The sequence below is a fragment of the Streptomyces sp. NPDC045967 genome (assembly GCF_056430495.1).
This window is the reverse complement of record NZ_JBWKLE010000006.1, coordinates 273,259-294,905: the sequence shown is the minus strand read 5'-3', so window position 1 is coordinate 294,905 and position 21,647 is coordinate 273,259. Positions and strand designations below refer to the sequence as shown.

Below are 21,647 nucleotides of genomic sequence, written 5' to 3'. Positions count from 1 at the left end.
GGACCCCGGCGCCGCGGCCCACCGTGCCAGGACCGCCACAGCGCGGCATACGCTCCGTCCGCCGCGACGAGTTCGTCGTGCGAACCGAGTTCGCTGATCCGGCCGTCCTCGACCACCGCGATCACGTCCGCGTCGTGCGCGGTGTGCAAACGGTGGGCGATCGCGATGACCGTGCGCCCGTCCAGCACCCGGGCCAGGGACCGCTCCAGGTGCCGTGCGGCCCGCGGGTCCAGCAGCGAGGTCGCCTCGTCCAGTACCAGCGTGTGCGGGTCCGCGAGTACCAGCCGGGCCAGCGCCACCTGCTGGGCCTGCGCCGGGGTCAGCGCCGCCCCGCCGGAACCGACCCCCGTGTCCAGACCGGCCTCCAGGGCGCGCGCCCAGCCGTCCGCGTCCACCGAGCCCAGTGCCGCCCACAACTCCGCGTCCCCCGCGCCCGCCCTGGCCAGCCGCAGGTTGTCGCGCAGCGAACCCACGAACACGTGGTGCTCCTGGTTGACCAGCGCCACGTGCTCGCGCACCCGTTCGGCCGGCATCTGCGACAACCGGGCCCCGCCCAGGGTGATCTCACCGGACCGCGGCGCGTAGATGCCCGCGAGCAGCCGGCCCAGCGTGGACTTGCCGGCGCCCGAGGGGCCCACGAGCGCCATCCGGGTCCCCGGCGGCACGGACAGGGACACCCGGTGCAGGACGTCCACGCCCTCGCGGTAGCCGAAGTGGACCTCCCGCGCCCGGACGTCCCGGCCCTCGGGCCCCACCGTCGCGTCCCCCGCCTCCGGCTCGATCTCCCGTACGCCCACCAGCCGGGCAAGGGACACCTGGGCGATCTGCAGCTCGTCGTACCAGCGCAGGATCAGGCCGATGGGATCGACCATCATCTGCGCCAGCAGCGCGCCCGTGGTCAGCTGCCCCACCGACATCCAGCCCCGCAGCACGCAGTAGCCGCCGATCATCAGCACGGAGCCGAGGATGGTCACATAGGTGACGTTGACGACCGGGAACAGGACCGTCCGCAGGAAGAGCGTGTAGCGCTCCCAGGCCGTCCACTCCTTGATCCGCCGCTCCGACAGCGCGATGCGGCCCGGGCCCAGGCGGTGCGCCTCGACCGTGCGGCCCGCGTCAACCGTCTCGGTCAGCGCGGCCGCGACCGCCGCGTAGCCGGCGGCTTCGGAGCGGTACGCCGACGGGGCCCGCCGGAAGTACCAGCGGCAGCCGACCACCAGGACCGGCAGCGCCACCAGCGCGGCCAGGGCCAGCGGCGGCGCCGTCACCGCCAGCGCCCCGTAGAGCAGACCCGCCCACACCACGCCGATGGCCAGTTGCGGAACGGCCTCGCGCATCGCGTTAGCCAGCCGGTCGATGTCGGTGGTGACCCGCGACAGCAGATCGCCCGTACCGGCCCGCTCCAGTACACCCGGCGGCAACCCCACCGACCGCACCAGGAAGTCCTCGCGCAGGTCGGCCAGCATCTCCTCGCCGAGCATCGCCCCGCGCAGCCGGACCAATCGGACGAAGAGGGCCTGCACGACGAGCGCCAGCGCGAACAGCACCGCCACACGCCCCAGCGGGAGCTCGCGGACCCCCGCCGCCAGATCGTCCACGACCCGGCCCAGCAGGTACGGGCCGACCATGGAGGCGGTCACCGCGACCGCGTTGACCGTCACAAGCGCCACAAAGGCCCGCCGGTGGCGCCGGAACAGCCCGCGCACATAGGCCCGTACGGTCACCGGCGTGCCCACGGGCAGGGTGGCGGCCGCTTCCGGGGCCGCCGGGTCGTAGTCCGGCGGCGCCACGCCGATCATGCGGATTCCTCCACTTCCGTGAGCACGTCGAAGTACGCCGGTTCCCCGCCGGCCGGCTGCTGCCCGTCCTGCGTCTCGCGGGTCACCACCGCCCGGTAGAGCGGTTCGCGGTGCAGCAGTTCGCGGTGGGTTCCCGCCGCCGCCACCGCGCCCTCGTGGACGAGGACGACCCGGTCGGCGCGGTCCAGCAGCAGGGGCGAGGACGCCAGTACCACCGTGGTGCGCCCGGCCCGCAGCCTCGCGATCCCGTCCGCGATCCGTGCCTCGGTGTGCGAGTCGACCGCCGAGGTCGGCTCGTCCAGCACCAGCACCTCCGGATCGGTGACCAGGGACCGCGCCAGGGCCAGCCGCTGGCGCTGCCCGCCGGACAGCGAGCGGCCGCGCTCGGTGATCCGCACGTCCATCGGGTCGTCCACCCCGTCCGGCGCCGACTGGAGCAGCGCCTCCAGTACGTCCGCGCACTGCGCCGCCGCCAGCGCGGCAGCGGGCTCGACCGCGCCCGAGCACGGGACGGCGAACAGCTCGCGCAGGGTTCCCGACAGCAGCACCGGATCCTTGTCCTGGACGAGGACGAGCGTGCGCGCGGTATCCAGTTCGAGCTCGTCCAAGGCGACGGCGCCGAGCAGCACAGAGGGCCCGGCGGCCGTGTCCGTGGGATGGCCGCCGAGCCGCTCCGCGAGCCGGCCCGCCACATCCGGGTCCCCGCACACGACGGCGGTGAACCGGCCCGCCGCGGCCAGCAGTCCGGTTTCCGGGTCGTACAGGTCACCGCCCGGGGCGGGGGCCGCCGCGGCGACCCCCGGACGCTCGCCGGCGTCCGTACGGGTCAGCGACAGCACCCGGGCGGCCCGCTGCGCGGAGGGCCGGGAGAAGGAGTAGGCCATGGCGATCTCCTCGAAGTGCCGCAGCGGGTAGAGGAGCGTCGCCACCGCGCTGAACGCCGCGACGAGTTCGCCGACCGCGATGCGCCCGTCGACCACGAGTCCGGCGCCGTACCAGACCACCGTGATCATCAGCGCGCCGGGCAGCAGCACCTGGATCGCGGAAATCGCCGCCCACATCCGGGCGCTGCGCACGGCCGCCCTGCGGACCTCCTGGGAGGCCGCGCGGTAGCGGTCGAGGAACAGGTCCTCGCCTCCGATGCCCCGCAGGACCCGCAGTCCCGCGACGGTGTCGGAGGCCAGCTCGGTCGCCTTCCCCGCCATCTCCCGCTGGACGTCGGCGCGCCGGGTGGCGCGCGGCAGCAGGGGCAGCGCCGCCAGGGCGACCAGAGGTACGCCCATGCCCACCACCACGCCCAGCTCCGGTGCGTAGAAGAGCAGGCCGACACAGACGAGGACGACCGAGAAGAGCGCGGCGAGGAAGCGCGAGACGCCCTCGACGAACCATCCGATCTTCTCCACGTCCCCGGTGGACACCGCGACCACCTCGCCCGCGGCGACCCGGCGGGTCAGCGCCGAGCCCAGCTCGGCGGTCTTGCGCGCCAGCAGCTGCTGCACGCGGGCCGCGGCGGTGATCCAGTTGGTGACGGCGGTGCGGTGCAGCATGGCGTCGCCGACCGAGATGGCGACGCCGAGCAGCAGAAGCAGCCCGCCGGCCAGCAGCAGCCGGCCGCCGTCGCGGTCGACGACCGCCTCGACCCCCGTGCCCACCGTGTAGGGGAGCCCGGCGACTCCGCAGAAGTGCAGCAGCCCCCAGCACAGGCTCTTGAACTGACCGCCCAATTGGCCCCGGCCCAGCCACAGCAGGAAACGGGGGCCGGAGCGGGCGTCGGCCACTCCGGGATCCCGGTACGGAAGATCACTGATCTGCATGACGCCCCATGACTGCTCGAGTGGTCCGAACCGTGCAAGGTTCGCCTTTCGGGCCGGGGCCGGGCAATCGGTTTTCCTTCGGCGAGGACCCGCGACGAGGAGTCCTGCTGACCGCACCGGAGGCGTCGCACCTGGTCAGACAGGCCGCGCGCACCGGCGCTCAGGGGCGGGTGGCGTGCTCCAGTTCGAGCAGGACCGAAGAGTACGACCGTCCCGTCGCCCGGTCCATGCCCACCTCGCACATCCGGTTCGCCGACAGGTGCGCGTCGAAGTGCCGGGCGGTCACCTCGGCGGCCTCCCGCGCCGTCGCCGAGGCCGTCAGCTCGGGGTGCAGCATGCCCCGGTCCCCGGCGAAGGCGCAGCACCCGAGGTCGTCCGGGACCACCACCTCCCGCGCGCAGGCCCCGGCGACCGCCAGCAGCTGCGGCTCGTCGCCCAGGTGCCGCATGGAGCAGGTGGGGTGGAGGACGGCGGAGCCGACCGTGCGGCGGATCTCCAGGTGCGGCAGCAGTTCCTCGGCCGCCCAGACGACCGAGTCGACGACGCGCAGCTCGCTGTGCAGGGCCCGGTTCTGCTCCGTCAGGTAGGGGACCACCTCGCGCGCGATGCCCAGCGTGCAGGAGGACGCGTCGACGACCAGCGGCAGCCGGCCGCCCGCGGTCCAGCCCCAGGCCGCTTCGACGGTGCGGTTGGCCATCAGCCGGTTCCCCGCCTCGTAGCCCTTGGAGTGCCAGATGGTGGCGCAGCAGGTGCCGGTCACGTCCGGCGGGATCCACACGGGCTTCCCGGCCCGCTCCGACACGGCCACCACGGCCTGCGGCAGGGAGGGGCCGGGCCGGGCGCCGGAACCGGCGAAGATCCGGTTGACGCAGGCCGGGTAGTACACGGCCGCGGCGCCCGTCCGCCGGGTGGCGGGCAGCCTGCGCGCGGCGGCGCCGGGGATCTGCGGCAGCCAGCTCGGGACCAGCTCCGGGCTCACGGCTCTGCGGGCGGCGCCCGTGACGGCGGCGAGCAGTCCGTCCCGGACGCGGTCCGGCAGCCGGTCGGCGAGGGCCACCATCAGCCGGGCGACGGACTCCACGGCCGCGAACCGCTCCGCCGCCAGGGCGGCGGCCCGCTCCTCGCGGGCACCGTGCCGACGGTGGCGGAACTCCCTCATCAGCGCGCCGGTGTCGATGCCGACCGGGCAGGCGAGCCCGCAGGTGGAATCGCCAGCGCAGGTGTCGACGGCGTCGTAGCCGTAGGCGCCCAGCAACCCGTCCAGAACCCGGGAGCCGGGCTGCTGGCGCGTCATCTCGCGGCGCAGCGCGATCCGCTGGCGCGGAGTGGTCGTCAGGTCGCCGCTGGGACAGGTCGGTTCGCAGAACCCGCACTCGATGCACGGATCGGCCGCCGCCTCCACGCGCGGAATGGTCTTCAGGCCCCGCAGGTGGGCCCGCGGGTCACGGTCGAGGAGGACGCGGGGGGCGAGCACGCCGTGGGGGTCGATGACGCGTTTCGTGCGCCACATCAGCTCGGTGGCCCTGCTGCCCCACTCCCGTTCCAGGAAGGGCGCCATGTTGCGGCCGGTGGAGTGCTCGGCCTTCAGGGAGCCGTCGAAGCGCTCGACGGTGAGCCGGCAGAACGCGTCCATGAACGCCGCGTACCGCTCGACGTCCCCCGGGTCGGCGGCGTCGAAGGCGAGCAGGAAGTGCAGGTTGCCGTGGGCGGCGTGCCCGGCGACGGCCGCGTCGAAGCCATGCCGTGCCTGGAGGTCGAGGAGCGCCTCGCAGGCTTCGGCCAGACGCGGCGGCGGTACGGCGAAGTCCTCGGTGATCAGCGTCGTGCCGGCGGCGCGGGCGCCGCCCACGGCGGTGACGAAGGCCCTGCGGGCCGTCCAGTAGCCGTTGGCGGTGCGCGCGTCGCGGGTGAAGGCGTTGGTGACCGAGGCGACCGGCGCCACCAGGTCGAGCCCGGTGAGCAGCCGGGCCGCGCGGCTCTCATGCGCCTCGGCGCCCGCCGCGTCCGGCGCGCGGAACTCCACGAGCAGGGCGGCGGTGTCCTTGGGCAGGTCCGCCCAGTCGGCAGGGACGCCCGCGACGCTGACCGAGGCGCGCAGGGTGTTGCCGTCCATCAGCTCCACGGCGAGGGCGCCCGCCTCGTTGAAGAGGGGCACGGCGGCGGCCGCGGCGGGCAGCGAGGGGAAGAACAGCAGCGCGGTGCACCGTTCCCGCTCCAGCGGGAGGGTGTCGAAGACCACCTCGGAGATGAACCCCAGCGTGCCCTCCGAGCCGACGGCCAGGCCGCGCAGGACCTCGACGGGGGTGGCGCCGTCCAGGTAGGCGTCCAGCCGGTAGCCGGTGGTGTTCTTGATCTCGTACTTGGCGCGGATCCGGGCCACGAGTTCCGGGTCGGCCTCGATCTCCTCCTTGATCTCCATCAGCCCGCGGCACAGGGCGGGCTCGGCGCGTGCCAGCTCCTCGTCGGCCAGCGGGTCCGCCGTGTCGACGACCGTGCCGCCCGGCAGGACGAGGGTGAGCGAGGACAGCGTGCGGTAGGAGTTCCTCGTGGTGCCCGCCGTCATGCCGGAGGCGTTGTTGGCGACGACGCCGCCGAGCGTGCAGGCGGCCGCGCTCGCCGGGTCGGGGCCGAGGACGCGGCCGTGCCGGGCGAGGGCGGCGTTGGCCCGCAGGACGGTGGTGCCGGGCCGGATCCGGGCGCGCCGGCCTCCTTCGAGCACCTCGATGCCGGCCCAGTGACGGCGTACGTCGACCAGGATGTCCTCGCCCTGGGCCTGACCGTTGAGCGAGGTGCCGGCGGCACGGAAGACGACCTCACGCCCGCGGCCACGGGCGTAGGAGAGGACGGCGGAGACGTCGTCGATGTCCTCGGCGACCACCACGACCTGGGGGACGAAGCGGTAGGGGGAGGCGTCCGAGGCGTAGCGGACCAGGTCGGAGACCTTCCACAGCACCTTCTCGGCCCCGAGCAGCTCGGTCAGCTCGGTGCGCAGCGGCTCCGGGGTGCCGGCGGACCGGTGGTCCGGGAGCCGGTCGGGGGCGGGAGCGCCGACGCCGCGCGGGCGCAGGGCCCCCGGCTCCGGTTCCAGCAGCGGCATGTGCGAACCCCTCGCCTCGTGGCGGCCCACGGGCGGCCCCGTGTCAGCAGCGGCGCTCCGCCGGGGCGTCCGACAGGGCGTTGAGCAGGCCGCCGAGCACCTCGCGCTGATCGGCGGTCAACGGGGCCAGGATCTCCTCTGCCGCGTCGGTCCGCGCGTTGCGCAGGCGGCGCAGCGTGGCGCGGCCGGTGTCGGTGAGCTCGATCCTGACGACCCGGCGGTTGGCGGGGTCGGGCGCGCGGCGCACGCACCCGGCCGCCTCCAGCCCGTCCACCAGGGTGGTGACGGCGCGCGGGACGACCTCCAGCCGGGCGGCGAGATCCGCCATTCGGGGTGCCGGGTCGCCCTCGTGGTGCGAGACCAGGCGCAGCAGCCGACTCTGGGCGGGAGTGATCCCGAGCGGTTCCAGGTAGCGCTTCTGGATCCGGTGGAGCCTGCGCGTCAGGCGCAGCAGCTGTTCCGCGAGGAGGCGGTCGGTGTCGGCGGCGGAGCTCATGCCGGGAACAATAACAGGATGCCGTTCATTGTGAGCATAGGTAACAATGGCCTGTGCTCCGCCGTCCTCCACCTCCGACCCCGAGAGGGTGCCCATGCCGCACGACGAACCGAAATGGACCCCGTCGACGGAATCCCTCGACCCGCACGGCCCCGCCCCCGCGGACCAGCCCCGCCAGCTCCGCCGGATCGTGGGGCTCTTCCGCCCCTACCGCGGCCGCCTCGCGGTGGTCGGCCTGCTGGTCGGCGCCTCCTCGCTGGTCGGCGTCGCCTCGCCGTTCCTGCTGAAGGAGATCCTCGACGTCGCGATCCCCCAGGGCCGCACTGGGCTGCTCAGCCTGCTCGCCCTCGGCATGATCCTCACCGCCGTGGTCACCAGCGTCTTCGGCGTGCTCCAGACCCTGATCTCGACCACGGTCGGCCAGCGCGTCATGCACGACCTGCGCACCGCCGTGTACGGGCAGCTCCAGCGCATGCCGCTGGCCTTCTTCACGCGGACCCGCACCGGCGAGGTGCAGTCGCGCATAGCCAACGACATCGGCGGCATGCAGGCCACCGTCACCTCCACCGCGACCTCCCTGGTCTCCAACCTGACGGCGGTCATCGCCTCGGTCGTCGCCATGCTCGCGCTCGACTGGCGGCTCACCCTGGTCTCGCTGCTCCTGCTCCCGCTGTTCGTGTGGATCAGCCGCCGGGTCGGCCGGGAGCGCAAGCGGATCACCACGCAGCGGCAGAAGCAGATGGCGGCCATGGCCGCGACCGTCACCGAGTCCCTGTCGGTGAGCGGGATCCTGCTCGGCCGCACCATGGGCCGCAGCGCGTCCCTGACCGCCGCGTTCTCCGCGGAGTCGGAGAAGCTCGTCGGCCTCGAGGTGCGCTCCAGCATGGCCGGGCGCTGGCGGATGTCCACGATCGGCATCGTCATGGCGGCCATGCCCGCGCTCATCTACTGGGCCGCCGGCCTGGCCCTCCAGACGGGCGCCCCCTCGCTCTCCGTCGGCACCCTCGTCGCCTTCGTGACCCTCCAGCAGGGCCTGTTCCGGCCCGCCGTCAGCCTGCTGTCGACCGGCGTGCAGATGCAGACCTCGCTCGCCCTGTTCGCCCGCATCTTCGAATACCTCGACCTCCCGGTGGACATCACGGAGCGCACCGATCCGGTCCGCCTGGAGCGGGCCGAGGGGGAGGTGCGCCTGGAGGACGTGCACTTCGCCTACGACACCGAGAGCGGCCCGACCCTCACCGGCATCGACATCACCGTCCCCGCCGGCGGCTCGCTCGCCGTGGTGGGCCCGACCGGCTCCGGCAAGAGCACGCTCAGCTACCTCGTGCCCAGGCTGTACGACGTCACCGGCGGCCGGGTCACCCTCGACGGGGTGGACGTGCGCGACCTGGACTTCGACTCGCTGGCCCGGTCCATCGGCGTGGTCTCCCAGGAGACCTACCTGTTCCACGCCTCGGTCGCGGACAACCTGCGCTTCGCCAAGCCGGACGCGACGTACGAGGAGATCACCGAGGCGGCCCGGGCCGCCCAGATCCACGCGCACATCGAGTCCCTGCCCGACGGGTACGACACCCTGGTGGGCGAACGCGGCTACCGCTTCTCCGGCGGCGAGAAGCAGCGCCTCGCCATCGCCCGGACCATCCTGCGCGACCCGCCGGTGCTGATCCTGGACGAGGCCACCAGCGCCCTCGACACCCGCACCGAGCACGCCGTCCAGCGGGCCATCGACAACCTCTCCCGGGGCCGCACCACGATCACCATCGCGCACCGGCTCTCCACCGTCCGCGACGCCGACCAGATCGTGGTCCTGGACGGAGGGCGGATAGCCGAGCGCGGCACCCACGAGGAACTGCTGAAGGCGGACGGCCGCTACGCCGCGCTGGTCCGCCGGGACCGGGACGCCGCGCTGCCGGGGGAGCCGGCACCGGACGCCGAGCTGGCTCCGGTGAACGTGTGATCGTATGACCGGCGCAGGGGTCGGATGCCGGGCCGGGACGGACGTGCGGGTTAGCGTTCCCGCATGAGTCATGAGCACCGGCCGCCACGGCGCCGTTCCCGGCTCACTCGCCGGGGCCGGGTGGCACTCCTGCTCGCCACGCTGCTCGCGATCGGGGCGGCCCTCCTGGTCCCGCTGCTGCGGGGCGGCGAAGCGCCCGAGCAGCCACGGCGGTTGACGATCCCCGAGGGCTGGCGCGCCTCCCAGGTGTACGCCGCGATCGACCGCGAGCTGAAGCTCCCGCACGGTTCGGCCAAGGCGGCCCTGGCCACCGGGGAACCGGCCCTGCCGGCCGAGGCGAAGGGCAACCCGGAGGGCTTCCTCTTCCCGGCCACCTATCCGGTGACCGCGCAGACCACCCCGGGCGCACTGCTCGCCTCCATGGTGCGGACGGCCAACGAGAAGCTCGCCACCCCGGCCGTCGCGGAGGGCGGCAGGGCCCACGGGATGACCCCGTACCAGACGGCCACCCTGGCCAGCGTGATCGAGGCGGAGGCCGACAGCCGCGCCGACATGGGCAAGGTCGCACGGGTGGTGCACAACCGGCTGGCGAGGTCGATGCCGCTGCAGATGGACTCCACCATCAACTACGCGCTGAACCGCAGCACCCTGGACACCACGCTGAGCGACACGCGGATCGACAGTCCCTTCAACAGCTACGAACGCCAGGGGCTGCCGCCCACGCCGATCGGCAACCCGGGACTGGAGGCCATGAGGGCCGCGGTCACCCCGACGCCCGGCAGCTGGCTGTACTTCGTCACCGTGAAACCGGGGGACACCCGCTTCTCGACGACGTACGAGGAGCACCGCAAGCACGTCGCGGAGTTCAACCGGCTCCGCGAGCAGGCCGGTTCCCGACCGGGTCAGGGAGCCCCGACCGGCTCTGCGGCTCGCTGACGGCCGACCGGCCCTCCGGCCCGTTCGCGGGCCAGCAGGCGGCGGATCTCCCGGACCGCCGCGCCGCCCGCGCGGTTGGCGCCGATGGTCGACGCCGACGGGCCGTAGCCGACGAGGTGGATCCGCTCGTCGCGCACCGCCCTGGTCCCTTCGAGCCGGATGCCGCCGCCCGGTTCGCGCAGGCGCAGCGGCGCCAGGTGGTCGACAGCCGGACGGAACCCGGTCGCCCACAGGATGACGTCCGCCTCGACCCGGCCGCCGTCGGCCCAGGCCGCGCCCGTGTGCGTGATCCGGTCGAACATCGGCCGGCGGACCAGCACGCCCGAGGCGATCCCGGCCCGTACGGCCTCGTTCAGCGGCAGCCCCGTCACGCTGACCACGCTCCGCGGGGGAAGTCCCCGGCGGACGCGCTCGTCCACCAGGGCGACCGCGGCCCGGCCCTCGGCCTCGCCGAAGCTCCCGTCGCGGAACACCGGGGGCCGCCGGGTCACCCACGTGGTCGAGGCGGCCACCTCCGCCACCTCCAGCAGGTGCTGCACCGCCGAGGTGCCGCCGCCCACGACGATCACGCGCGCCCCCGCGAACTCCCCGGGCCCCGGGTAGTCCGCGGTGTGGAGCTGCCGGCCGCGGAAGGTCTCCTGGCCCGGGTAGCGCGGCCAGAACGGCCGGTCCCAGGTGCCGGTCGCGTTGATCAGGGCCCGGGCGGACCAGGCGCCGGCCGAGGATGCCACCAGCAGCCGCCCGCCGGGGCCCTCGCGGACCGCCGAGACGTCCACGGGACGCCGTACGCGCAGGCCGAAGCGCTCCTCGTACGCCGCGAAGTACTCCCCGATCACCGCGGAGGAGGGCCGCCCGGGGTCGGCGCCGGTCAGCTCCATGCCCGGCAGGGAGTGCATTCCGTGGACCCGGCCGTAGGTGAGCGAAGGCCAGCGGAACTGCCAGGCACCGCCCGGACGCGGCGCGTGGTCCAAGGCCACGTGGTCGATCCCCGCCCGGGTGAGGTGGTAGGCGGCCGACAGGCCGGCCTGCCCGGCCCCGACCACCACCACGTCCACGTCGGCGGCCGGATCGGGGGAGGGCGGGGTGGGGCGCGCGTCCCGGGCCGGCTCGGCGTCCCACGTCAGATCGTTCACGGTTCTACTAACTACGGTGTGCGGCCGGATCTTCCCCGCCCGCTGCCGCTCGCAGCGTCGCCCGTACCGGCCCGGCCGGCTGGAGGGTCAGCCCCGGGAAAGTCCCCGCTCGATCGCCCCCGCTGTCCAAGTGGAACCGCTGCCCCAGCACCGCCAGCACCAGCGCGGCCTCGACCAGGGCGAACCGCGCGCCCAGGCAGGCTCGCGGGCCCCCGCCGAAGGGGATCCAGGCGTGCTCGGGCACCGGGTGCGGTGCGTCCGCGTCCCACCGCTCCGGCCGGAAGGACTCCGGGTCGGGAAACCAGCGCGCGTCCCGGTGCATCGACCACGGGCTGATCCACACGCCCGTCGCCGCGGGCACCGGGCGCCCGCCGATGCTCGCCCCCTCCCCGGCCATCGCCGAGATCAGCCAGATCGGCGGATAGAGCCGCAGCGACTCCTTGACCACCTGCCGGGTCCAGGGGAGGCGAGCGTAGTCGTCATACGTCGGCAGCCGCCCGCCGAGCACCCGGTCCAGCTCCTCCGTCAGCCGGGCCCGCGCCCCGGGCGCCCCCGCCAGCAGCTGCCACGCCCAGGTCAACGTGGTCGAGGTGGTCTCGTGGCCGCCGATGTAGAGGGTGATCGACTCGTCGCGCAGCTCCTTGCGGGACAACGGCGCGCCGTGTTCGTCGCGGGCCGCCAGCAGCCGGCTCAGCAGGTCGTCCCGCTCGGCTCCGGCAGCCGAGGCCGCCTCGTGCTCCCGTATGACGTGCGCGATCTCCCGGTCCAGGACGGCCACCGCCTCGCGCAGCCGGCGCCGCCCCGGCGTCCGCACCCACGGCGGCAGGAACAGCGTCACCCCCCGGAACTCGGCCCCCAGCTCCCGCTGCGCCGTGGCCATGGCCGCGCTGATGGGCGCCTCCCGGCCGGCTGCGTCGCCCCCGAACAGCGTGCGCACCGCTATCCGCTGGGTGAGCCCGGCCATCTCCCGCTGCACGTCGATCCGCTCGCCCTCGCGCCAGGTCCGGGCCAGCGCGTCCGCGCACTCCACCATCGTGGCGGCGTAGGCGCGCACTTGGCGCGGCCGCACGGCGGGCTGGACCAGGGCGCGTTTGCGCCGCCAGTCCTCACCCGTGGCGACGACGACCCCGTCCCCCAGCAACTGGTGGAACGCCCAGCCCAGTTCCATCGGGGTGAAGGTGTCCTCGACGGCCCCGAGGAGCTCGCCGGCGTGCTCGGGGCGCGAGAGCAGCACGTTGCGCTTGGGTCCGAGCGCCCACGGCACCCAGTCCCCGTGCTCGTCGCGCAGTGACTCGAAGAAGGCCAGCGGGTCGCGGGCGAAGGCGGGCAGGTTGCCGAGCAGGGGCCACGGGCGCGGCCCGCTCCCGGCGCCCCGGGGCAGCGTGGTGGCGGTCACGGAGTGCATCGTGGCAGCCGCCGTGCCCGGGCACCAGAGGGCCGCCCCCTCCTGCCGAGGGACCGCCCCCGGGTGCTCGCGGGGATCAGGTTGGGATCAGGCCGCCGGGAGCGCGGCCAGCCAGTCGTAGGCGGCGTCCGCGGTGAACTCCTGCTGCCCGCCCGGGAAGAGCAGTCCGGCGTGCGCGAACGCCTCGTCACCGGCGGTCTGCGCGGCGTACGGGACCGCCACACAGGCCATGCCGGCCGCGCGGGCGGCCAGGACGCCCGGCGCAGCGTCCTCGACGACCACGCAGTCGGACGGTTCGGCGCCCAGCCGGCGGGCCGCCTCCAGGAAGACGTCGGGAGCCGGCTTGCCGTGCGCGACCTCCTCGGCGGAGACCACCGTCGTCAGCAGGGCGTCCAGACCGGTGCCGGACAGTACGGCGTCGATCGCCTCGCGCGAGGATCCGGAGGCCACGGCCATCGGCACGCCCTCGGCGCGCAGCCGCTGCACGAACGTCCGCATCTGCGGAAAGACTTCCGTCTTCGTACGGGCCAGTTCCAGGTAGGCGGCGTTCTGTTCGGCGAGCAGCTGCTCCACCGGCGCCCGGATCGCGTACCGCTCGCGGAGGATCTCCAGCGTCTCCAGGGTGCCGATGCCGATGAACCGGGCGTGCTGCTCCCACGTGAACCCGCGGACGCCGTGGCGCTCCAGGGTGCGGCGCCCCGAGGCGTAGTAGTTCGGCTCGCTGTCCACGAGCGTGCCGTCGAGATCGAATATGACGGAAATCATCCGTTGTGCCCGTCCTGCCGGTCGTGTCCTGTCCGTGGCATGTGCTCAGGTCTTGCGGGCGGTCCTTCCCACCGATTCCACCAACGGCAGCAAGCGGTGCGCCACCCGCTCGCGCAGGGCGACCTCGGTGCGCGTGCGGACCACCCCCGGCAGCCGGATCAGCCCCTGGATCACGTCTTCCAGGTGGGCGTTGTCCCGAGCCGCCACGCGCGTGAGCAGGTCACCGCCGCCGGTGATCGAGAAGGCCTCGATGATCTCGGGCACCTCGGCCAGCGCCTCGCCCACGTCGTCCAGGTGCCCCTGGGTCACCTCGATGTGCACGAAGGCCAGGACGGGGTGGCCGAGCGCGGCCGGGGACAGGGAGGGCCCCGTGCCGGTGATCACCCCGGTGCGCTCGAGCCGGTCCAGCCGGGCCTGGAGCGTGCCGCGGGCGATACCGAGGATGCGCGCGTACTCGCGGAGGCTGGTGCGCGGCCGCTCGATCAGCAGGCGCAGGATCCTCGTGTCCAGCTCGTCCACCGCCATGCCGCGACTGTACCAACGGCCCGGTTCGGCCGGCGGGGGACCGCGGGGGGACCGGTGCACCAGGGCGGCCCGGTGACCCACGTCAGCTCGGGCATGAGCCCCGTCAGGGGCGGACGCACCGCGGCACCCGCCTTCACGGGCGGCCCCGGCAGTGACACGCCCGGCCCGGCCGGCGTGCCGCCGACACGCCGGCCAGGCCCTAGGGTCCGGAGGATGAGCGACCTGCTGCTGGTGAGGCACGGTGAGACGGCGTGGAGCGCCGACGGGCGGCACACCGGCCGCACCGACATCCCGCTGACCGCGCGCGGAGTGGAGGAGGCCCTCTCGCTGGCCCCCTGCTTCCGGGACCGCCACCCCGCGCTGGTCCTGACCAGCCCCCTGCGGCGGGCCGTCGCCACGGCCCGGCTCGCGGGGCTCGACGGCGGGGTCGCCGACCCCGACCTCTACGAGTGGGACTACGGCGGCTACGAGGGCGTCACCACCGCGGAGATCCGGCGCACCACCCCCGACTGGTCGCTGTGGACCCACGGGGTGCCGCCCGGCGACGCGGACCACCCCGGCGAGAGCGCCGCCCAGGTGGGCGCCCGCGCCGACCGGGCGCTGGCCAGGATCGCTCCCGTGCTCCGGGCCGGCGCCGGCAACGTGGTCGTCGTCGCCCACGGCCACTTCCTGCGCGTCCTCACCGCCCGCTACCTGTGCCTGCCACCCGAGGCGGGGCGGCTGTTCCTGCTGCGCACCGGCACCGTCAGCGTCCTCTCCACGGAGCACGGCCTTCCCGTGATCGCCGGCTGGAACACCCGCCCCTGACCCGCCCGCCGCTCCCGCCTCGCGCGGCGCCCGCGGGCGGGTGAGGATGCGTACATGGCCGAAGACAGCACGGGCCGTGCGGGCCCGCGGGCCGAGGGGTCGGAACCGGGGCTGAAGGCCGACGCGATCGGTTTCCTCGACGCGCTGGTCATCGGCCTGAACTCCACCTCGCCCGCCTACTCGCTGGCCGCGGTGCTCGGGCCGATCGTGGCGCTGGTAGGGATCTACGCGCCGGGCGTGATGCTGGCCTCCTTCGTCCCCATGCTGCTGATCGCCGCCGCCTTCTACTACCTCAACAAGGTCGACCAGGACTGCGGCACCACCTTCTCCTGGGTCACCCGGGCCATGGGTCCCTGGGCCGGCTGGCTCGGCGGCTGGGCCATCGCCATGACCGGCGTGCTCGTCATCGGCTCGCTGGCGGACGTGGCGGTCACCTTCGGTCTGCTCGCCGCCGGACTCGACGACTGGGCGGCCCACGACGTGATCAGGCAGACCCTCACGGTCGCCGTGATCCTGGTCATGACCGCCATCTGCGTCATCGGCACCGAGTTGTCGGCGCACCTGCAGAACGTCCTCATCCTCGCCCAGGTCTTCTTCCTGCTCACCTTCGCGGTCGTCGCCCTCTACCGGGTCTACGCCGGCACCGGCACCCTCGACGCGATCGAGCCGTCCCTGTCCTGGCTCAACCCCTTCGGCGCCGGCGGCGCCGCACTGACCGGCGGGCTGCTGCTCGGCGTGTTCATCTACTGGGGGTGGGAGTCCGCGGTCAACCTCACCGAGGAGGTGCAGGACTCCGCCACCGCGCCGGGCAAGGCCGGCATCTGGTCGACGGTGGTCCTGCTGGTGACCTACCTGTCCGTGGGGTTCGCCGTTGTGGGCTACGCGGGCACCGCCTTCCTCGCCGAGAACGCCGCCGAGGAGGAGGCCGTCTTCGCCGTACTGGCCCACGAGGTCATGGGCGGCTGGGACTGGGTGGTCCTCCTCGCCGTGTGCACCTCCGCCCTCGCCTCCACGCAGACCACGATCATCCCCGCCTCCCGCACCGCCCTGTCGATGGCCCGCCGCCACGCCCTGCCGCCCGGCCTCGCCCACATCCACCCGCGCTTCCGGACCCCCGACGTGAGCACCTGGTGGGTGGCCGGCATCGCGATCGGCTGGTACCTCGTCGTCAACCAGATCAGCGAGAACGCCCTGCTGGACTCATTGACCGCGCTCTCCCTGCTCATCGCCTTCTACTACGCGCTGACCGGCCTGGCCTGCGCCGTCTACTACCGGCGCCACCTGCTGGAGAACGCGCACAACTTCCTGCTCATCGGCCTCGGCCCGGTGCTCGGCGCGGTCCTCCTCGGCTGGCTGCTGGTGGAGTCGGTCGGCGACATGGCCGACCCGGAGAACTCGGCCGGCGGGGTCTCGTGGTTCGGGCTCGGCCCGCCCCTGGTCATCGGCATCGTGATCGCCGTCGTCGGCGTCCTGGTGATGGGCTTCTGGCGGCTGCGGGACGGCAGGTTCTGGCAGGAGCGCCCCGGGGTGGCCGACCCGGACCTCGTCCACGGCCGCAAGAGCTGAGGAGGCCCGATGTCCGTGGTCCTCGGATACGACGAGTCGCCCGGCGCGGAGCGGGCGCTGCGGGTGGCGCTGGAGGTGGCCACCGCCTTCGGCGAGCCCCTGGTCCTGGTGTACGGGGCGGCCGCCCCCGGCGCCACCGGTGAGGAATACCGGGCGCACCGCGAGGCCGTGCGCCAGGCGGGCCGCAGCGCCCTGGCGCACGCCGTGGAGGCCGCCGACGAGGCGGGGGTGCCCTCGACGGTCGAAATCGTCGACGACCGGCCCGCGCAGGCCCTGCTCGACGCGGCCCGGCGGCACGCCGCGCGCGTGATCATCGTCGGCACCTGGGGCGACAGTCCCATCCGCGGCGCCCTGCTGGGATCCACCCCCCACAAGCTCCTGCACCTGTCTCCGATCCCGGTGCTGTGCGTACCGACGGAGGACGGCGGGGACGTGGGGTGAAAGTGCGCCACCAACGCCCAACTTGGCCGGAAATCGCGCTATTTCATGTGTGACTATGCTCATTGCCTGTGTGATCAAAGCGTTGCGCGTCGACCGCAGTTGGGCAGAGTGGGGCGGCCGATCAACACCCCCACGTGAGCGCAAGACCGGAGAACCGATGGACAGCAACCTCGTCATCCAGCCCCACGCTGGTGGCCAGGGCTTCGATGAGAGCCAAGTACCGCTCTACTACAGCCGCAAGACGGCTGACATTCTCCACAAGTACGGTCCGGGACCCCGGGTCCACTTCCACGTGGGCCTCTTCGCTCCCGGCGAGACCCCGAACACCACGGTCTCCCAGCGCATACTCAAATCCCGCATCATCGCGTCCCAGGAGGCGGTCGTCGACCACGCCGCCCGCACGTGGGGCGCGTACGCCACTCCGCCCGCCACCCTCCTCGACATAGGCTGCGGGCTCGGCGGCGGCTCGCTCTACTGGGCGCAGGAACACGGAGCCGCCGTCACCGGAATCACCGTGGCCGCCGAACACGTCTCCTTGGTCGGGCAGTTGGCGCGGCAGGCCGGGGTGGGCGACCGGGTGACACCGCTCCTCGCGGACGTGCACGGATTCACCGCGCCGCACCGGTACGACGCCGCGTACGCCTGCGAGAGCTCGGGCTACCTGGACCGCGAACGGCTCTTCGAAGTGGTCGCGAGGTCCCTGAAGCCGGGGGGCTGGTTCGGGTTGCAGGAGCACTTCATCCGCCGCCCCGAGTGGACCGAGTTCATCGACGGCTACTACAAGACGCGCCTGGGCACCCTCAGCGAATACATCGCCGCCGGCGCGGCCGCCGGCTTCGAGCTGGAGCAGGACGAGGACATCACCGACCGGGTCGCCGAGTTCTGGGTCCAGTCCATGGCCTGGAACACCGCCGAGCTGGACCGCGTCGAGCAGACCGGGGCGCCGTCCGCCTGGTCCCGCGAGCGGCTGCGGGACTCGACCATCACGCACGGCAAGCTGTTCCGCATCTGGCGCGACCACGCGCTGGAGACCCGGCTGCTGCTCTTCCGGCTGGGCGGGGGCGACTGACCGTGCCACCCGTGTACGCCAAGGACTCCCACCCCTCCCGCATCGGCTGGCGGCTGCCGCCCTTCTACTGCCCGTTCGACAAGGGCCTGATCCATCCCGCGGCGGCGGAGATCGAGAAGCGGGCCGTCGACTGGATCGACACCTACGGCTTCTACCCGGACGCCACCGAGCGCGCGTGGGGGCTGGCCACCCGCAGTGCCGAGTTCACCAGCCGGATCATCCCGTACGGCGAGGTCGAGCCGATGCTGCTCTTCACCCAGTGGAACTACTGGGCCTTCGCCACCGACGACTGGCAGGACTCCCGCACGGGCGCCTCCGGCACGGCGTCCGTCGTGGACCACGGCGCCCGGCTGGTCCGCACCGTCGAGGCGCCCGGCTCCGGCCTGCTGCCGCCCGGACCGCACACCGCAGCCCTGGAAGACCTGGTGGCCCGCACCCGCGACATGCTCGGTCCCGTCCAGCTGAAGCGCTTCACCGAGGGCATCCGGGACTGGGTGACCGGGGCCGGCTGGCAGAGCGCCGCCGCCGAGCGGGGCGTCATGCCGATCCTGAACGACTTCGTGGCGGCCCGGATCTCGAGCAACGGAACCCGGTTCACCCTCACGTGGTGCGACGTGGCGAACGGCATCGCCGTCCCGGGCGACGAGCTGTACTCGGCGCCCGTCCAGGCCCTCACCGACGCCGCCGGGTTCATCGTCGGCTGCGACAACGACCTGTTCTCGTACAACAAGGACGACCACCAGGAGCCCTGGGAGCACAACCTGGTCAACGTCCTGGCCGCGCGGAACGGCTGCACGCCCGCCGAGGCGCTGCCCGCCGCCTACGCCCTGCGGGACCGGACGGTGACCCTGTTCGTCCGGCTGCGCGAGCAGATCGGCCGGGGCGCGGGCGGGCAGCTGCGCCGGTACCTCGACTCACTGGAGCACTGGATCGCGGGCGACCTGGAGTACCACTCCCTGGCGCCGCGCTACGCCAGCCCGCGCAACCGCAACGAACTCCCGGTGGACGGCGCCCGGTTTGACCTCGCCTTCCGGGACACGCCGAGCGACGGGAGCATCGAGCCGCCGCCTGTCCCGGCTCTCGCCTGGTGGTGGCGGCAGCTCGACGCCTGACACCGGACCGGTCAGCGGCGGCGGCCCAGCAGCCGGGACCACCAGCGCACCCGCCGCGCCGGCCGCTCCCCGGGAAGGGGGGCGGCCGGCGCGGGCGCCGGGGCCGGCGCTCGGGTCGTCCCGGTGACCGAGGTCCCCCGCGGGCTGAACCGCACCGGAAGGGCGACCAGGTGGCGCGACATGAGGGACGCCGTCCAGCGCAGCTCGTCCTCGGGAACGGCCAGCTCCAGGTCGGGCAGCCGGGCCAGCAGGGAGTCGATACCGGTGTCCGCGATGGCCCGGCCGATGTCCTGGCCCGGGCACTCGTGGGGCCCGCTGCTGAACGACAGGTGGGAGCGGTTGCCGTGGACGGGCACCGTCAGGTCGGGCCGGATCTCCGGATCGACGTTCCCCGGCGCGAGTCCCAGCAGCAGCATGTCGCCGGCCTTGATCTGCGTCCCGCCGAGCTCGGTGTCGCCGATGGCCCAGCGCCCCAGGATCGTGGTGAACGGGGGCTCGTCCCAGAGCACCTGCTCCAAGGCGTCCGGCAGGGTCATGTGGCCGCCGGAGAGGTTCGCGCGGAACCGGCGGTCGGTGAGCACCAGGCGCAGGGTGTTCGCGATCAGGTTGGCGGTCGACTCGAACGCCGCGATCATCACCAGGCGCAGGTGCTCGACGATCTCGTCGTCGCTCAGCGCCGTCGGGTGCTCCGCCATCCAGGTGGTGAAGTCACGGCCGGGCACCGCCCGCTTGCGCATCACGAGTTCGCGCAGCGTCTGCGTCACGTAGGCATTGCTGGCGACGGCCGTCTCGGTGCCCTGGAGCATGTCGCGGGCGGCCTCGACGAGCCGCGGTCCGTAGGAGTCCGGGGCCCCGACCAGCTGGGTCATCACCAGCATCGGCAGGGGCTCGGCGAAGTCCGCCACGAGGTCGCCCCGCCCGGTCTGCGCGAACTGGTCGATCAGGTGGTCGGCGAAGCGCTTGACGTACCTCCGTACGCCGCGCCGGTCGAAGCGTTCCAGCGACTCGGTGACGGCCCCGCGCAGCCGTTCGTGCTCCGCGCCGTCGACCAGGTGGCACACGGGCTGCCACGCGGTCATCGGCGTGAGCGGGTGGTCGGCCGGCACCCGGCCCTCCCGCTGGTCCCGCCAGTGGCGCGGGTCCCGTGAGAACCGCGACGGAGTGCGCGTCGCGTCCAGGTTCTCGCGGTGGCCGAGCACCAGCCAGGCCGGCAGGTCGCCCTGGACCAGCACGGGGGCCACCGGGCCGTACTCGGCGCGCAGCTTCTCGTACAGGGCCATGGGGTCCGCCTCGGCCTCCGGGCCGTAGAGGCGGTGCGCCGGGCACCCCGGTGGCGGGGTGGGAGCGGCGGGGGAGGGGTAGGTGCTCACGATGCCTCCGGGGTCGCGGCGAGGGAGTGCAGGTAGCGCATCAGCGTCATCAGGACGTCGCGGCTGGAGTCGCGCCGCCGTGCGTCGCAGAGGACCAGCGGGACGGCCGTCGGCAGGTCGAGGGCGCTGCGCAGCTCCTCGACCGGGTAGTGGGGCGCGTCGGGGAAGGAGTTGACGGCGACCACGAAGGGCACCCCGCGCTCCTCCAGCCGGCCGATCACGTCGAAGCTGACCTCGAGGCGGCGGGTGTCGACCAGGACGACCGCGCCCAGCGCGCCCTCGAACAGGCCGCGCCACAGGAACCAGAAACGCTGCTGGCCGGGGGTGCCGAAGAGGTACAGCACCAGTTCCTCGTTGATGCTGATGCGGCCGAAGTCCATGGCCACGGTGGTGGAGGTCTTGCGCTCCACCCCCGCCGTGTCGTCGACGCCGACCCCGGCCTGGGTCATCGTCTCCTCGGTGGTCAGGGGCCTGATCTCGCTCACCGCGCCGACCAGGGTCGTCTTGCCGACCCCGAAGCCGCCCACGATCACCACCTTGACCGCCGCGGCGGCCGTGGCCGGCAGTACGTCCTCGCGCCGCGGCCCGGCGGGCGACGCCTCAGAGCTTTCGAAGTCCATCGATCACTGCCTCTATCAATGCCAGGTCGGGGAGGTGGGCGCGGGCCACGGGTGCGCGGGAGAGCACCTGGCCCGAAGTGAGCAGATCGTCGATCAGGACGGTGACCACGCTCACCGGCAGGCCCAGGTAGGCGGAGATCTCCGCCACGGAGAGGGGCGCCTGGCACAGCCGGATGATCGCCGTGTGCTCGGGCTGCATGCCGGGCCTGGGCCCCGACTTGGCGACGATGAGCGTGACCAGGTCGAGGCCGCTGGGAACTAACGGCCGGCTGCGGCCGCCCGTGATGACGTAGAGCCGCTCCGGGCTCCCGTCCTCCCAGGTGGTGCCGGGCTCCCTCACGCGGTCTGCCTGTCACTGCGCGGCGGGCTGCTGAGATGCTCTCCGATCCTCGCCACGAGGTCGCGCATGCGCTGGCCCATCAGGCCGGCGTCCACGCCCTCCCCGGCCAGCACCGCGAGGTAGGCTCCGGCACCCGCCGCCATCAGGTAGAAGAAGCCGCCGTCCATCTCGATCACGACCAGCCTCATCCGGCCGTTGCTCTGCGGGAGTTCGGAGGCGACCGCGCCGGCCAGGCTCTGCAGTCCGGCGCAGGCGGCGGCGAGGCGGTCGGCCGTGTCGGTCTCGGCACCGTACTGGGCCATCCGCAGGCCGTCGGCGGAGAGCACGATGACCTGCCGGGTCTGCGGAACGCTCTCGGCCAGGTCCTTGAGCATCCAGTCCATATTGGTCTGCAG

The 21,647-nt window shown here is 73.5% G+C and carries 18 protein-coding genes and 1 pseudogene; 7 read left to right on the top strand and 12 right to left on the bottom strand.

All coding sequences use genetic code 11. From position 1 onward, the window contains the following. Positions 1–20: 20 nt before the first annotated feature. The 4 genes and pseudogenes from AC07FY_RS16005 to AC07FY_RS15990 form a co-directional block, all read right to left on the bottom strand. A pseudogene (locus AC07FY_RS16005) lies at positions 21–1,799 on the bottom strand (ABC transporter ATP-binding protein); the annotation flags it as partial. Continuing rightward, on the bottom strand, positions 1,796–3,613 hold the full coding sequence (locus AC07FY_RS16000) for an ABC transporter transmembrane domain-containing protein (protein ID WP_479006148.1): 1,818 nt from the start codon (positions 3,611–3,613) through the stop codon (positions 1,796–1,798). The pseudogene AC07FY_RS16005 and the gene AC07FY_RS16000, both read right to left, overlap by 4 nt. 160 nt (positions 3,614–3,773) lie before the next feature. After that, positions 3,774–6,710 (bottom strand): FAD-binding and (Fe-S)-binding domain-containing protein, encoded by a 2,937-nt coding sequence (locus tag AC07FY_RS15995; protein ID WP_479006146.1) that lies wholly within the window; start codon positions 6,708–6,710, stop codon positions 3,774–3,776. Positions 6,711–6,753: 43 nt separating this feature from the next. After that, positions 6,754–7,206, bottom strand: a complete 453-nt coding sequence (locus tag AC07FY_RS15990; RefSeq protein ID WP_479006144.1) for a MarR family winged helix-turn-helix transcriptional regulator — start codon at positions 7,204–7,206, stop codon at positions 6,754–6,756. Between the two features lie 94 nt (positions 7,207–7,300). Here AC07FY_RS15990 and AC07FY_RS15985 point away from each other — a divergent pair, with 94 nt between their 5' ends. After that, on the top strand, positions 7,301–9,163 hold the full coding sequence (locus AC07FY_RS15985) for an ABC transporter ATP-binding protein (RefSeq protein ID WP_479006141.1): 1,863 nt from the start codon (positions 7,301–7,303) through the stop codon (positions 9,161–9,163). Positions 9,164–9,226: 63 nt separating this feature from the next. Continuing rightward, positions 9,227–10,099 (top strand): endolytic transglycosylase MltG, encoded by an 873-nt coding sequence (gene mltG, locus AC07FY_RS15980; RefSeq protein ID WP_479006138.1) that lies wholly within the window; start codon positions 9,227–9,229, stop codon positions 10,097–10,099. On the opposite strand, the gene AC07FY_RS15975 is transcribed toward mltG, so the two are convergent. The 4 genes from AC07FY_RS15975 to AC07FY_RS15960 all read right to left on the bottom strand — a co-directional run bounded on the left by AC07FY_RS15975 (position 10,066) and on the right by AC07FY_RS15960 (position 13,927). Then, entirely contained in the window at positions 10,066–11,154 is a 1,089-nt protein-coding gene (locus tag AC07FY_RS15975) for an FAD-dependent oxidoreductase (protein WP_479006367.1), read from the bottom strand. The two genes, mltG and AC07FY_RS15975, sit on opposite strands and share 34 nt — an antisense overlap. Positions 11,155–11,239: 85 nt before the next feature. After that, complete coding sequence (locus AC07FY_RS15970; RefSeq protein ID WP_479006136.1) at positions 11,240–12,637, bottom strand: cytochrome P450; 1,398 nt, start codon at positions 12,635–12,637, stop codon at positions 11,240–11,242. Between the two features lie 87 nt (positions 12,638–12,724). Next, complete coding sequence (locus tag AC07FY_RS15965) at positions 12,725–13,402, bottom strand: HAD family hydrolase (protein WP_479006133.1); 678 nt, start codon at positions 13,400–13,402, stop codon at positions 12,725–12,727. Between the two features lie 45 nt (positions 13,403–13,447). Further along, the gene (locus tag AC07FY_RS15960) at positions 13,448–13,927 is read right to left on the bottom strand and encodes an Lrp/AsnC family transcriptional regulator (protein WP_479006131.1); all 480 of its coding nucleotides are present in this window, start codon (positions 13,925–13,927) and stop codon (positions 13,448–13,450) included. 213 nt (positions 13,928–14,140) lie between these two features. Here AC07FY_RS15960 and AC07FY_RS15955 point away from each other — a divergent pair, with 213 nt between their 5' ends. The 5 genes from AC07FY_RS15955 (at position 14,141) to AC07FY_RS15935 (ending at position 18,922) form a co-directional block, all read left to right on the top strand. Continuing rightward, on the top strand, positions 14,141–14,734 hold the full coding sequence (locus tag AC07FY_RS15955) for a histidine phosphatase family protein (RefSeq protein ID WP_479006128.1): 594 nt from the start codon (positions 14,141–14,143) through the stop codon (positions 14,732–14,734). A 54-nt stretch (positions 14,735–14,788) separates the two neighbouring features. Further along, a complete protein-coding gene (locus AC07FY_RS15950) occupies positions 14,789–16,300 on the top strand; it encodes an APC family permease (RefSeq protein WP_479006125.1) in 1,512 nt (503 codons plus the stop codon). Between the two features lie 9 nt (positions 16,301–16,309). After that, positions 16,310–16,741 carry a universal stress protein gene (locus tag AC07FY_RS15945; protein WP_479006122.1) on the top strand — a complete coding sequence of 144 codons (432 nt, stop codon included), beginning with the start codon at positions 16,310–16,312 and terminating at the stop codon, positions 16,739–16,741. 157 nt (positions 16,742–16,898) lie between these two features. Beyond that, positions 16,899–17,810: an SAM-dependent methyltransferase gene (locus tag AC07FY_RS15940; RefSeq protein ID WP_479006119.1), complete on the top strand. Its 912-nt coding sequence runs from the start codon at positions 16,899–16,901 to the stop codon at positions 17,808–17,810. 11 nt (positions 17,811–17,821) lie between these two features. Next, the gene (locus AC07FY_RS15935) at positions 17,822–18,922 is read left to right on the top strand and encodes a terpene synthase family protein (RefSeq protein WP_479006116.1); all 1,101 of its coding nucleotides are present in this window, start codon (positions 17,822–17,824) and stop codon (positions 18,920–18,922) included. Between the two features lie 11 nt (positions 18,923–18,933). On the opposite strand, the gene AC07FY_RS15930 is transcribed toward AC07FY_RS15935, so the two are convergent. From AC07FY_RS15930 to AC07FY_RS15915, 4 genes are read right to left on the bottom strand one after another with little or no spacing between them, the layout of a single operon-like run. Continuing rightward, the gene (locus AC07FY_RS15930; protein WP_479006113.1) at positions 18,934–20,292 is read right to left on the bottom strand and encodes a cytochrome P450; all 1,359 of its coding nucleotides are present in this window, start codon (positions 20,290–20,292) and stop codon (positions 18,934–18,936) included. Continuing rightward, entirely contained in the window at positions 20,289–20,912 is a 624-nt protein-coding gene (locus tag AC07FY_RS15925) for a GTP-binding protein (RefSeq protein ID WP_479006110.1), read from the bottom strand. Before AC07FY_RS15925 ends, AC07FY_RS15930 begins: the two co-directional genes overlap by 4 nt. After that, positions 20,893–21,252 carry a DUF742 domain-containing protein gene (locus tag AC07FY_RS15920; protein WP_479006107.1) on the bottom strand — a complete coding sequence of 120 codons (360 nt, stop codon included), beginning with the start codon at positions 21,250–21,252 and terminating at the stop codon, positions 20,893–20,895. Before AC07FY_RS15920 ends, AC07FY_RS15925 begins: the two co-directional genes overlap by 20 nt. After that, positions 21,249–21,635 carry a roadblock/LC7 domain-containing protein gene (locus tag AC07FY_RS15915; protein WP_479006364.1) on the bottom strand — a complete coding sequence of 129 codons (387 nt, stop codon included), beginning with the start codon at positions 21,633–21,635 and terminating at the stop codon, positions 21,249–21,251. The genes AC07FY_RS15920 and AC07FY_RS15915 overlap by 4 nt, the downstream gene beginning before the upstream one ends. Positions 21,636–21,647: the final 12 nt, after the last annotated feature.